The sequence below is a fragment of the Psychrobacter glacincola genome, from assembly GCF_904846075.1.
Lineage (GTDB): Bacteria > Pseudomonadota > Gammaproteobacteria > Pseudomonadales > Moraxellaceae > Psychrobacter > Psychrobacter glacincola_C.
The window spans coordinates 726,629-740,738 of record NZ_CAJGZH010000001.1 but is presented as its reverse complement, the minus strand read 5'-3'; the positions used below and the strand labels follow the sequence as shown (position 1 = coordinate 740,738).

At 41.1% G+C, this 14,110-nt stretch carries 10 protein-coding genes; 5 read left to right on the top strand and 5 right to left on the bottom strand.

Features of this window, described 5'->3' with window-relative positions:
• Positions 1–55: 55 nt before the first annotated feature.
• From JMW85_RS03180 to JMW85_RS03170, 3 genes are all read right to left on the bottom strand, one after another.
• Positions 56–910, bottom strand: coding sequence for an RsiV family protein (locus JMW85_RS03180; RefSeq protein WP_109591055.1), 855 nt, complete (start codon positions 908–910; stop codon positions 56–58).
• Positions 911–1,123: 213 nt separating this feature from the next.
• Entirely contained in the window at positions 1,124–2,719 is a 1,596-nt protein-coding gene (locus tag JMW85_RS03175; protein ID WP_109591053.1) for a peptide chain release factor 3, read from the bottom strand.
• A 188-nt stretch (positions 2,720–2,907) separates the two neighbouring features.
• Positions 2,908–3,831, bottom strand: coding sequence for a hypothetical protein (locus JMW85_RS03170; RefSeq protein ID WP_109591051.1), 924 nt, complete (start codon positions 3,829–3,831; stop codon positions 2,908–2,910).
• A gap of 279 nt (positions 3,832–4,110) precedes the next feature.
• On the opposite strand from JMW85_RS03170, the gene JMW85_RS03165 reads away from it, so the two are divergent.
• Both JMW85_RS03165 and polA read left to right on the top strand, forming a co-directional pair.
• Complete coding sequence (locus JMW85_RS03165) at positions 4,111–4,524, top strand: organic hydroperoxide resistance protein (RefSeq protein WP_109591048.1); 414 nt, start codon at positions 4,111–4,113, stop codon at positions 4,522–4,524.
• A 197-nt stretch (positions 4,525–4,721) separates the two neighbouring features.
• The gene (gene polA / locus JMW85_RS03160) at positions 4,722–7,712 is read left to right on the top strand and encodes a DNA polymerase I (RefSeq protein WP_374220442.1); all 2,991 of its coding nucleotides are present in this window, start codon (positions 4,722–4,724) and stop codon (positions 7,710–7,712) included.
• A gap of 109 nt (positions 7,713–7,821) precedes the next feature.
• On the opposite strand, the gene JMW85_RS03155 is transcribed toward polA, so the two are convergent.
• Positions 7,822–10,080 (bottom strand): nSTAND3 domain-containing NTPase, encoded by a 2,259-nt coding sequence (locus JMW85_RS03155; RefSeq protein ID WP_201580928.1) that lies wholly within the window; start codon positions 10,078–10,080, stop codon positions 7,822–7,824.
• 62 nt (positions 10,081–10,142) lie between these two features.
• Positions 10,143–10,925: a hypothetical protein gene (locus JMW85_RS03150; protein ID WP_201580927.1), complete on the bottom strand. Its 783-nt coding sequence runs from the start codon at positions 10,923–10,925 to the stop codon at positions 10,143–10,145.
• Between the two features lie 92 nt (positions 10,926–11,017).
• Here JMW85_RS03150 and JMW85_RS03145 point away from each other — a divergent pair, with 92 nt between their 5' ends.
• The 3 genes from JMW85_RS03145 (at position 11,018) to JMW85_RS03135 (ending at position 14,070) form a co-directional block, all read left to right on the top strand.
• Positions 11,018–12,190, top strand: a complete 1,173-nt coding sequence (locus JMW85_RS03145) for a hypothetical protein (protein ID WP_201580926.1) — start codon at positions 11,018–11,020, stop codon at positions 12,188–12,190.
• 251 nt (positions 12,191–12,441) lie between these two features.
• Positions 12,442–12,990 carry a hypothetical protein gene (locus tag JMW85_RS03140; RefSeq protein WP_227681650.1) on the top strand — a complete coding sequence of 183 codons (549 nt, stop codon included), beginning with the start codon at positions 12,442–12,444 and terminating at the stop codon, positions 12,988–12,990.
• A 294-nt stretch (positions 12,991–13,284) separates the two neighbouring features.
• Positions 13,285–14,070: an SDR family NAD(P)-dependent oxidoreductase gene (locus tag JMW85_RS03135; RefSeq protein WP_201580924.1), complete on the top strand. Its 786-nt coding sequence runs from the start codon at positions 13,285–13,287 to the stop codon at positions 14,068–14,070.
• Positions 14,071–14,110 lie beyond the last annotated feature (40 nt).

Sequence of the window (14,110 nt, the reverse complement as noted above, 5' to 3'; positions counted from 1 at the left end):
GATTTTACGATTTTTTTAATATAAACCGTAATAAGTTATGCAATGACCATCCGAACTATTTAGGTATAAAGTGCGGCTTTATGACACCGTCGAGCTTACTGTACGGAATACTAAGTACCGGCATACCGTAGGCATATGGGCCGATAGCGTAATGCTGATAACGAATATCGATGCCTTTATCCGTCAGTGTCACATTGTCACTTAAGGTAAATGGCCAGTTTTTCTCATAACTGCTGACATCGTCGTCAACCGTTTTGACCCAAGTTTTATAAGCATCATAAGCAAGCGCTTTAAAACGTGATTCCTTGCCTGATTGAAGCATATCCTCAAGCGTGACTTGTTTTTTGGTGCCAAGGTCAAATATCAAGTATTCGCTATAAGGCATGCCATGAGCGCCACCAGTAAAGACATAAGTATTGATTTCAAACAATTCAAAATCACTGACATGACCTAAATACTCAGGCGTTACCATTAGGCTATAAGCCCATGAACTGCCCTCTGGCATATCTATGAACTGTGAGCTGGCAAAGTCATCAATGGCGGCTTTCACCATTGTCTGATTGACGTTCGTTTTGATAGGCGCAGATTCAGTCGGTTTACTATTGACGACTAAATTATTAATACGCGCATTGGCGATATCATTGATCCAACCGTGATTGGTCTTCAGATATTTGATGTCAATCTCTGGACAATTATCGCGCTCAATACACTGTGCTTGCACTTTTTTAGGCAGCTCATATTCTAGATAATCCGTACTACTGATGAGATTACCTGCATTTGCAGGCATGGCGATGCTACCTAGCAGTAAACTGCCGGCAAGCAGTCTCAGCAGACGACTACGACTTGCTGTCATCGATAAATGCGGATTCATTGTTGGCTGATTGATATCAATTTGATTCGCAGCGTTCATATATCCTCTTTTATAAACATAAGATGTTACTTGATATTCTACCGTAACAATGACGATGTATTGTAGGAACACTGTTTGTGTTTTTAGGGTTTTGCTGTCTCCTGCTAACGAATAGCTACCTACCCTCTCTCGTTTAATGCCTAAATCTAAGCTAATAAAAAAGACACGGCTGGCGTGTCTTAAAAGATAAACTAACTCGTGAAATGATGGATTTTAATGCTCACGAGTATTACTAAAAGTGACTTCTGGATAGCGATCTTGCATCAGCTGTAAGTTGACCCGTGATGGGGCAAGATACGTTAAATAACCACCACCATCTAGCGACAACTGGTCATGAGCTTTACGTTTGAATTTCGCTAATGCCACTTCATCATCACAATGAATCCAGCGTACGGTGGCAATCGATACCGGCTCAAAGATACACTGTACTTTGTACTCTTCTTTGAGACGATGCGCGACCACTTCAAACTGTAGTACACCAACCGCACCTAAGATTAAATCGTTGTTAATCTGCGGCATAAAGACCTGTGTCGCGCCCTCTTCGCTTAGCTGCTGTAGCCCTTTTTGCAAGGCTTTTGATTTGAGCGGATCTTTTAGAATGACACGACGGAACAATTCGGGCGCGAAATGCGGAATACCCGTAAAGTTCAGCTCTTCGCCTTCCGTAAAACTGTCACCGATAGAGATGGTGCCGTGATTATGCAAACCGATGATATCACCCGGATACGCTTCTTCTAACGCTTCGCGGTCCCCTGCCAAAAAGGTCAGTGCATCGGCAATACGTACGTCTTTACCCAAACGTACATGCTTTAGCTTCATGCCTTTTTCATACTTGCCTGAACACACGCGTAAAAATGCAATGCGATCACGATGGCGTGGGTCCATATTGGCCTGAATTTTAAAGACAAAACCACTAAAATCCGTCTCTATTGCCGCTACTTCACGCTCATTGGTTGGATGCGACTTGGGTGGCGGTGCATATTTGATCAAGGTATCAAGTACCATGTTTACGCCAAAGTTGCCCAATGCTGTACCGAACAATACTGGCGTCATCTCGCCCGCTAAGAACGCCTCAACGCTAAATTCTTCTAACGCCATTTGTACCAGCTCAAGTGACTCTTCGAAGGCATCAAACATCAATTGACCCAAACGCTCACGGATATCTGGATAATCATAGCCCGCGCGGGTCTCAGAGACTGTCATCTTGCCGCCATTACCTTTTTCATAAAGGTAGGTCTTATTTTCGGTCAGATGATAGACACCAACGAAATCTTGTCCCATACCAATCGGCCAAGTCACTGGAATACATTTAATTTTTAACACTGCCTCAATCTCGCTAAGCAGCTCAAGCGGCTCACGAATTTGACGATCCAGTTTGTTAACAAATGAGATGATTGGCGTGTCGCGCATGCGGCAGACTTCCATCAGCTTGATGGTTCGCTCTTCGACCCCTTTAGCACCATCGACCATCATCAGCGCGCTATCCACAGCGGTCAAGGTGCGATAGGTATCTTCACTAAAATCGGCGTGACCCGGTGTATCCAATAGATTGACCACATGGTCTTGATAAGGAAACTGCATGACAGAAGTGGTGATCGAGATACCACGCTCTTGCTCCATACTCATCCAATCTGATGTCGCATGGCGATCAGTCTTGCGGCCTTTGACCTCGCCTACTACCTGAATTGCCTGACCCCATAATAGTAACTTTTCAGTCATGGTGGTCTTACCTGCATCGGGATGCGAGATAATGGCGAAAGTACGGCGTTTAGCCACTTCTTTGTTTAATTTCTTTGGATCTACGCTCATAATTTTTGGCTTCAACCTTAACTTCAAAAAGGCTGTCTTTTAGACAGTAATCTAACTAAATAGAATAAATAATGAGCGTATTGTAGCGGATTTAGCGTCAAGGTGCAGAATTAGCGCATAAAAAAACACTCCCTAGATAGTCAAATAGAGAGTGTTGGTCAATTTTTTAACATGATGCGTTTTTAAGATTAATAGTAGCGTTTGATTTGTGCAGCCAAGAAATCTCCTGCGACTTCATTGACTATCGTACAATCCACCACACCGCGAATACTGTTGGTATTCGGATTCATCACACCTTTGGCAACATAATTTGCTTCATAAATAGCATTTTTATCATCAGTGTCATCGTTATATTCGACACCATTGTACTGATAAGCAGGCTGATTCCGGTATTCAAAGAACGTCACTTGTGCCGCTTTTTGCTTATTGCCGATGCCTACACCAAACTCAGAGGTTCTGTAGCCTCTATCATCGCTAAAACGGTTTTCAGCTGCATCAATCCACTTATCGAGCGATGTATATCCCGTCTTGTTTTTGTCGTTAAAGGCTAAAAACGAGCTTTCGCTCTCGACTACTGGAATATAGCAAACAGAGCCTATCGGAAACTCTGCATTGGCTGGAATCTTAGGATAATTATTTAAGTCGGTGAGAATACCGCGACTGTTATTTATGTTTGTACCAGCGCTATAACTGTTTGCCTGCAAGCCTGATAAGTTAAGCGTCTTATAATTGGTTTCGTAGTCTAGCTTGTTATTACTGTCTTTTTCATAGATAGGACGTTTGACAGTGCGGTTATCAACTTCAATATCTTTATTATCCAGTCGCCCTTCGAAGTTGTCTGCCAATACCGTTCTGTCCAAAGTATTCAAACCTTGATTACTATAATTATTAACGATATTTTTTATCTTGATTTCACGCTCACCAGTACGGTAGGTCTCATCAATGCGTGCAATGGCGCTATCTTTCGCTTGCTTATCATAGCTATTGTCAAAGCTGGTCAGCGTAATCTTACTGCTACCCGAACCATAAATACCATCATCCTCCCCGCCGCAGCCAGCAAGGGTAAATGTTAGCAAAGAAAGTGCAATAGGTAACACCATTGATTTATTCATCGAATAAGACCTTTATTGGTTAGATTTTTTATCATCTATTTTGATAACTTTATTTTTTACAGCTATATTCCTATATTACATTAATACTTCTGTTACTTATAGCGATTAAGCTTTTCTTGCGATAGTTAAATGCAGCTAAAGATTCTACTAACAGTTCACTTACAAATCCACAGTATATACTTACGACTGACCTATATTGCTCATGCACTGGTTTGTTATGCTGAATCCCCTATCAAAATTTAATGCTTAAACATAAAAACTCACAACAAAGGATATGTTATGAAAACACTATATTCCACCAAAGCAACAGTTACTGGCGGCCGTACAGGTAATGCCAGTCTGCAAGACAGTGATTTGACGATTAATATGGTCGCACCCGGCTCTGATAAAGACGGTAATAATCCAGAGCAGTTATTTGCGATGGGCTATGCAGCTTGCTTTGATGGCGCACTTGCTGCGGTCAAAGGGGCAGAAAAAGCAAAGTTTGATTCTACTACTGAAGTATCAGTAGATTTAATGAAAGGTGAAGGCTTAGATTTTCAATTAGCTGTGAAAATTCATGTCACTGCTGAAAACACAGAGCTATCAGCGGATGAGTTCCAAAAGCTGGTCGAAAAAGCCAATAAAGTTTGCCCATATTCTAAAGCGACTCACGGTAATATCGATAGTGAAGTGACTTCAGAAGTGAGATAGATTTTTAATAATAACAATGTCGGCTTTATCTATAAGAGAACTCAGTGAATACTGGGTTCTTTTTTTATGAGCGTCTGTCAGCAGTAGAAATATCATAACTATCGAGAAGTTCGGCAAGGTCTGATTTTATCGTTATAATGGAAGCATCGTTTTATCTGATATTGACTCTATCTGATACCTAATAATAAGTGACCTTTATGACTGACCATATGACCGAATCCTCCGCAGACAATAACCACAACTCGCATCAAGCGCTTGACCCTAAAGCCTTACCAAATTTTGATACCATGCCCAACGTAGCGACTATGGACACCAGTCACGTGGACAAAAATCAGCCACCTTTTATTTTGGTTGATGGCTCTTATTATCTGTTTCGCACGTATCACGCCTTGCCAAAAACCATGCAAAACTCGCAAGGGCTGATAACGAATGCCATCCGTGGCACGCTCAATGCGCTGTTAAAATTGATGCGTCGATATCATCCTACTCACATGGCGGTCTGTTTTGATACCAAGTCACCAACTTTTCGCCATCATATGTCTGCTGATTACAAGGCGGCTCGTCCGCCCATCGACATAGAGCTGGTGGAGCAAATTCCTTATATCCATCGCTTGGTAACCGCTTTGGGCATTCCACTGTTACGCATCGAAGGTGCAGAAGCAGATGATATTATCGGCACACTGGCGCACCGTGCGGTCGAGCAAGGTCATCATGTGGTTATCTCAACCGGCGATAAAGACATGATGCAACTGGTCAATGACTGCGTCATATTGGAAGACAGCTTCACGGGCAAAGTGACAGACACCCAAGCGGTCATCGAAAAATTCGGTATTAATCCAAACCAAATGATTGATTTTTTGACCTTGATGGGTGACGCCTCTGACGGTATTAAAGGCGTGCCCGGTATCGGCAAAAAAACCGCCAAAGACCTACTCGTTGAGTACGGTGATATCGACAATATGTTAAAGCATATTGGCTTTATTAAAGGACGCGGCGCTAAAGGCTTGATTGAGCATGCAGAGGAAATTCCATTCAATGCCAAACTGGCCACTATCGTCACAGACTTAGATATCGGTCAAGACTGGAATGATTTGAAAATCGATACCAATCCTTGTGCTCATATAGATGAATTGCGCGAGCTGTATAGCGAGCTTGAGTTTAGAAATGAGCTTGCTTCTCTTGACCACCCAAACCATCCAGCCAATGCTAATGGGAACGGCGTACAAAGTGTTGCAAGTAGCCAAGCAGATGCTGAATCACAAGCACAAATCGCTAAATCGCTACAATCAAGCAGTATTGAGAATGTCCAAAACGGTAAACAGCATGATAGAGCGTGGCATACTGTGCTCGACGAACCAGCTTTTGAGAGTCTGGTTCATTTACTCGAGTCTGCACCGCATTTTGTCATCGATACCGAAACCACTAGCGTCCATTGGCGTCAAGCACAAATCGTCGGTTTGTCTTTTGCGGTACAAGCGCATGAAGCCTATTACATACCACTGACACATGCGCTAGAGGGTGACGAGCTGACGGCTAAACAGCTCGACCGCGATAGCGTTTTAACACGTCTAAAACCTATTTTAGAAAACCCAAATATCGGTAAAATCGGTCAGCATTTAAAATACGATGCGCATATTCTCAGCCATTATGATATCGATTTATTGGGTAGCATTCATGCTCGTCCCAATAATTGGGCGATGGATACCATGCTTGCCAGCTACGTGATTAATGCCGCTATCACTCGTCATGGTATGGATGATTTGGCACGTCACTATCTACAAACGCAAACTATCAGTTATGAAGATGTCGCTGGTAAAGGCGCTAAGCAAGTTACCTTTGACCAAGTCGCCATCGATATCGCTAGCGACTATGCTTGTGAAGATGCTGACATTACTTATCAGCTATTTGAGGTGTTCAGCGTTGAGCTAGCGAACGATGCCAATAATGCCAAATTGCTACACGAGCTAGAGATTCCAACGGCGGAGATACTCTGCCAGATGGAAGCAAACGGAATTTTAATCAAACGCCCATTTTTAAACGAGCTATCGAAACGCTTCGATGAAGAAATTATCGCGCTAGAAAAACGCGCTTATGAAGTGGCAGGAGAAGAGTTTAACCTCGGCTCACCGAAGCAGCTTGGTGAGATGCTATTTGAAAAACTCGGCGTTCCGGGTGGCAAAAAGACCAAATCAGGTCAATACTCTACTGGTGAAGCCGTACTGTCAAAAATCGATCATCCATTGGTCGATATTACCTTAGAATATCGCGGTCTATCTAAGCTCAAAAGCACTTATACCGATGCCCTTGATAATGTCGCAGATAGCGAAACTGATCGCGTCCATACCAGCTATCATCAAGCACTGACCAGTACTGGGCGTTTGTCTTCGACTGATCCCAATTTACAAAATATTCCGATTCGTACCGCGACTGGGCGCTTGATTCGTCAGGCCTTTATCGCCCCAGAAGGTCGTGTAATTCTCGCAGCCGATTATTCACAAATTGAACTGCGTTTGATGGCGCATTTTTCAGGCGATAAAAACCTGACAGATGCCTTTAATAAAGGTTTGGATATTCATGCTGCCACTGCTGCCGAAGTATTGGGCAAAGATGTCGCCGACGTAACCTCGACCGAGCGCCGTAATGCCAAAGCCATTAATTTTGGTCTGCTATACGGTATGAGCGCCTTTGGACTTGCCAAGCAATTGCAAATGAGCCGCAATGAGGCACAAGATTATATCGATATGTACTTTGATCGCTATCCGGGTGTCAAAAACTATATGATTAATACTCGCGCCAGTGCTCACGAGCAAGGCTATGTCGAGACGATATTGGGTCGTAAGCTCTACACGCCTGATATCACTCATAGCAACCGTATGGTCAAGCAAGGCGCTGAACGCGCTGCGATTAATGCGCCACTCCAAGGCTCAGCGGCAGATTTAATCAAGCTGGCTATGATTGCCGTCGATAAAGTACTGCCAAAAGCGCAAGCCAAAATGCTGCTACAAGTCCATGATGAATTGGTGTTTGAAGTGGATAGTGACAAGGTAGATGAGATTAGCCAACTTATTACTAATGCAATGCAAGACGTCTTGACGACCACTGCCGTTGAAAAAGGCTGGAATGTGGACTTTGCTGTGCCGTTATTGGTTGAGACGGGTGCTGGCGAGAACTGGGATGAGGCGCATTAAGTGCTGATTTAGATTAGGTTTTGACATAAGATGGGTTAGCGATAAAGCAACCCATCTTTTTTAATATCTAAACTTACATATTTGATAATACTTTCGTTAGCACTTGTCATTATTCTCTATTGAATAAGTCATCAATTGGGTCAATCGTAGAATTAAAGATACTGTCAAGATCTCGATTTTCTCTATATGATTCAGCGCCTCTTTCATTTTCTGCTTCTCTTTCCATATTGTGAGTTATTATACTTTCGATATCTAATGAACTTGAAATTTGCTCAATCTCTTTATCATCGAAATCGAAATCACAATTTAACGCACCTATCAAATTTTCAACGTAGTCATAAATATACTGATCTTCTATATCAGATTCATAATATATATCTTCAAAATCATACCCTTCGGACGCCCAGAAAGTGATTTCCTCACATAAAAAACAGATGAAGCTTTCTTTAAATGGCTCAACTAAATCAGGTTTGCAATCTAGAAGGTTAATCAATTTTGAAATTTCTTTAAAGTCATCAAAATCAGCATTCTGTAGTGCTTTGAATATTATTAATAAAAAATATATATCATCTTTGTCAAGCAAGTTGTGAGTCACAGCAAGTTGAAAAACAACTAAAGAGCGCATTCCAAACTCATCAAACAAATCAATAGGATCGGCTCTTATTATTTTTTTGATTATATCTTTAAGTTCGATCGAAGTATTGCGAGATATTTCTACCAATTTAAGTGTGTATTGATCGATATTTAGTTTAGAAGATACCTCAAAATTCAATAAACTTTCAAGTATTCCTTTATAATTAAATTTTTGATCCTTTAAGTTAGATAGCGTTTCAATATTTGATAAAGCATGAAAACTTCTCAAACAGCTTATCAACTTCGCTACATAATCAGCTCTATTAAGATATTCAGAAATCACAAAGTCAGCAATCGAAGGATTAAATAAACTATAGTTCACCTGACCATCTTTATTGATATTCCTGTTTAAAACTGACCCTACTAACCCCCGCATGGTATTGTCAATGGTAGGATACTCGGATGTTAGATCTAATCCTGACTCCTTCAGGTTTATTAATAATGCAACTATTTGCTCTTCGCTAATTGGACTGCCGTTTAAGACAATAGCTATAACTATGTGCCTATCTAGATCACTTATCTGCGTCTGTATCATGCCACGCCAAATATCCTTTGGGTTATTAAGAGATTTTTGAATATAATCCCAATAATCCTCAGGACTGGCTTCCTTCTCAAATTTGATAGCATCAGTAATAAACTCAATCAACCGCGGATTGAAATTTTTGTGTGAGATAATACTTCTATAGCGCTTATCAATATATATTTGCTGAATAAAGTCTTCCGATAAATCACTAAAATAGATGTGGTTATAAAGAATTTGCGCTCTATCAAACTCTGTCAGAGACTGAATCCTTATCTCATATTCATTCCTATCAAGGTTACCTTGTTCGAACTTTTCTGATAGTCTTTTTCCTTGATTCAATATGTTCGAGCGAGTTGTTAGAATAAATCGTTTTGAGCTGTCCTTATTGACTCTCTTCATAAAGCTCACAATATGTGAGTCCTGCTTTGCATCTATTGCAGATAGGAAGTTACTTCCTAAAAAATCATCAAAATAAAAGATTTGTTGCCATTCAGGGTTATATATTTTTTCCGCTTCTATAATGGACTCATGCACTACAACTAACTGATAACCCTGAGCAGCATACTCAAAGCACATCTGTTCCGCTAAAGTGGTTTTGCCAATACCAGGCTCGCCATTGATAATGATACTGCCAAGTTCTTCTAACTTTTCGAACGCTTTTTTATGATTCTCGGTTCGCACATACTTAGGTAGAAACTCTTGAATCTCTTCCAACTGAAAACTACTTCTTCCCAGTACATCGTTAGATAAAATTGACTGTAAAACGTTAGTACCTGCTAGCCATAGCTTGTAATGTTGGCGCTCCACATCAGGATGTTTAGCTAATAAAACGTTTATATCTTCATTACCAATGATGTCAGATTCATTTTTAATATAAGGGCTAAAAGCATCTGAAATGTCTTTTTTGTTTTGAGCGGATAGTGCTAATGAAGTGACAAAAATATATCTACTAGGATTCAATTTTATAACTTTTTTGGCTTCATGCTTTTGACATTCTGCTACTAATGCTTTGATACCTGATTTTAGCCAATGTTTGCATTGAATGATGACAACACCGTTTTCAACACTTCCCTCAAAAAAACGTCCATCGATTCCACCATCCCTACCTGATTTAAACCGTTCTATATGAGTGTTAAATTCTTTAGATAGCAAATCAACCGTTAGAACTTCAAACTCTTTATCGTTAAGAGTTTCAAAAGTGTAGTCAGTCATAGACCTAGCATCCATTACGGTTGTATAGAATATTAAATTTTGATGTTAATATATTAAATCTTTTAAAAAACTCTAAAAATCTTTAGGCGCGATAAAAGTGTGTGTTTTTGGTCAAAGCTGACGGTATAACGCTCTTCGCTCTTTTTTACGCTGTTAGGTATTAACTCATAGTCTTCATCATACTCTCCGCTTTCACTATCATGCGTCATGGTCAATGGATAAAATCCTGCGGTCATCGGCTGATAACTCTCGATATGGACACTACCTTCGATTTTAGTATATCCCGGAGCACTCATAAATTCATATGAGTAATCTGAAGGCAGCTGTGCGACTTGTTCAATCTCTCCGCTAGCTACAGGCGCGTACATTTCCCAAAAACAATTAGTTTGCCCTCCTGCCCCTGATCCACAATGACTCCCTACCCACCCGTATTTATCATCACCCACTTCTCTTAAATCAAAATCTTTGAGCTGACTTCTACCCGCTCCGCCATTTTTTATATAAGGACTGCTTGCAGAGACGACCCAAGAATTGCCTAATTTATAAAGTATGAATAAACCGCCAAGTCCTGGTGTCACTCGCGCACCATCTTCCACCGTATCACCAGAAACCAATACATATAAAGTATCTACTCCCTCGATGTTTTTAAATTCATAATGCTTAGGAGCGAGGCAATAGGTTTCTGAGCCATCATCATACAAGGTACAACCACGCAACTTATCATAGCTTGAACTGTAATAAACGCTCATAATTTTTTCAACAGCTTGCCTGGCATCAAGAGATATTTCAGCACGTGCTGAAGGCGAGACCATCAGAAACAAGCTTACAATGATTAAAACTTTCATATAACAGCGCCTCTATATGTATGTGCTTAACGACCTATGGCATAATACTTTTGTTTGTCCTTTTTAGCTACCCAAAGTAATTGAAGCTCTCCATGATTAAACCAACAAATCTCAACACCATTACCCTTTACACACTTGCCAGCTTAAGTTTATGCACGCAAGTATGGGCGGATACTACGTCCACCACAGAGCCGAAAGTCGAACTGCCAAAATCTGACACGGCTTCGTTATCTCATGATGCTAACTCTAATCGAGATGAAAACCTCAATCAATTTGGTTATCGATCTCAACCTACCGAAACAACTGCCGAAACAACTGCCGAGCAGCCTGCTCCATCAGTACAAGGAGCACAAAATTGGACGGACGAACGCCGTGAAGAGGTCCAAGAGCAACTGCATGAATGGGCACACAAAATGGACGGTTGGTTCGGCGAACCGGATCCCAAAAAACCCGCCAAAGCCAGTTTACGAGTTGTACTAGATACCCGCTGGGTCAACGATCCACAATCAGGCAGTGACGTGAGCGTTGAACCTAGGATTCGTGGTCGCTTAAGATTGCCAGTGTTAGAAAAAAGATTAAGTCTGATTATCGGTGATGAGGATTTGGATGAAGATACCTTCTTAAAACAGAATGTGACAGGCGATACTTACCAAGCAAGTACCAGTAACCAAGATGGACTCGTCAACAGAAGAAAAACGCGGGAAGACAATGGTTCTATCGCCCTACGTTGGTCACGTTTTAGTCATGAGGTTGAGCAGCAGTTAGGGGTCAAAACAGATATCGATGTCGGGGTTCGCTCGCTCGATGACTTATACGTAAAAGTAAGCGTCGATAAAGACTGGTATGACAACAAAAAATGGACTGTCACTAGTGATAGTTACTATCGTTATGGACTCGATAGTGAGCACTATGCAAAAGGCGGGCTAAATCTGCAATACGGGACAAATGCTGACCAGTTCATCAATAATAGCACCGCCATCCGTTATCGCAATCGAGACAATGAAAAAAGCACAGACTGGAGCAACGACCTCAGACAAGTGCACTATTTGGGCAATGAAAAACAGTTGGCTTATGGTGTCTCTACTGGCGGTTACTTTGACCATGATAAATCAACATTAAACAGCTATGGCCCTGATATAAGCTACCGCCAACCTGTCTGGCGAGAGTGGCTTTATGTACAAACAGAGCTAAATTATTATAATGATAAAACAGCGGATAAGGACCACTATCCGTCGGCATTATTGCGGATGGAAGCCTTATTTTAACCCTGCCATCTATTGAATTGATTGTATCGTCATAGGTATAAATAGCCGATAACAATGTGCACAAAAAAGAGCATTTGTTTGCTTATATTAACAATGACATGTGACTCATTAGTTATATTAAATAACGTTATAGCACTGACATTGGCGTTATAATAGCGGTCTATTACGTTACCTTTAATTAAATAAGTTTCGGTCTAAAGTGAGCCTTTGTGCTCACTTTTTTTATTTTAAAAAATCAGGAGGTTTTTATTTTGAGTTCAGATGGCATCATCGAAATCCCTGGCATTATTATTTTATTCGCCTGTCTGCTACGTTGCGTGCAGTATTTACTACAGAGCTCTGCCACAAATACATTTAAACAGATTCGAGCTTTTTGGTTGGCAGCGGTGCTAGTATTCTTTGCTGTGATACGCCGTGAGTTAAATTATCTACCAGACTTATTGGTTCCCACTGACTTTGTGTTGTTCAGCCATTCTTATGACTGGTGGGAAGACCTCGTCCTGACCATCGTTTATGTGCTGATCGTTGGTTTATTGGCTTATTCATGGCGTTATCTTTGGGCAATATTAAAAAAAGTACCCGTTTCTTTGTATGTTAGCGTCGCTTCCTTGGCATTATTAGAATATATGGGCGAAAACGCCATTATGATTCCCGAAGCTTTTGGCGTCATTACAGAAGAGCTATCAGAGACTGCTATTTATGGCATTGCCTTGATTTATTTGTGGCGTTTAAACTTAGACGAGTACGACTGTCAAGCAGAAGAGACGAACGAGCTGCATTGTCAAACGGCTTCACACTAACACAGAGTGTTTCTGCTAACAGTGATAACTACTCGTTATATTAATTACCATGCGCTCTACATCAATAGTTATACTCTCTAGTAAAATATATTTAGACGAATTTGTTATACTACAGTCGGTTCAATTTAAAAATAGTACAAGGCAACCGAGTGTAGATGTATATTTAATACCTCAAGCGAGGCTAATGCAGTAATATTATTATAGTGGAATGGCTATAATAATGAGTCCGAGGGATAAGCATCCTAATATACGACCTCGATTTACTCATGATTAATAACGATTAAGTCACTTATTATGAATATATTGATTACAGGCGCATCACGTGGTATCGGCTTGGCCACCGCCAAAAAGCTGGCGGAAAAAGGCCACAATATTGGGTTATTTGCGACCAATACTGCCACACTTGAAAGCGCCATTAAAGACAAAACCTTTAAAAAACCCATCAAACAACAGCGTATTATTACAGGTCAGCTGGATGTCACCCAGCCTGACTCGTGGGACAATGCGATCAAGCAAATGATTGAACATTTCGGTGGTATTGATGCACTCATTAATAATGCTGGGGTGCTGGTCAGTGGCGCATTACCAACGACCAATCTAGATGAGCAACTGGCTTTAATTGACGTCAACTGTAAAGGTGTTTTGATTGGCTGTCATAAACTGGCGCCTTATCTGGCTGATAGCAAAGACGGCAAAATTATCAATGTGTCCTCTGCTTCTGCTATCTATGGTCAACCCGAAGTTGCGACTTATGCGGCCAGTAAGTTTTTTGTGCGAGGTCTCACAGAAGGCCTTAATATTGAGTACGAAAAATTGGGTATCAAGGTGATCGATGTGATGCCGCTGTGGGTCAAATCTGACATGACTGCCGATATCGAAGTGACCAGTATGGATCGCTTGGGCATCCATCTAACGGTCAACGATGTCGCCAAAACATTGTGTAAATTGACGACCAGTCCCAATCGTAAACTCAAAAGTACGCATTACTCTGTGGGCATGCCAGCAAAAATCTTTCAAGCAGTCTCGCAAGTCACGCCAGATTCTGTAATCCGCTGGGTCAATACCAAGGTTGGTGCTTAATAGCAACATCACCTATTTGTTATACTGTTGTTTACCGATA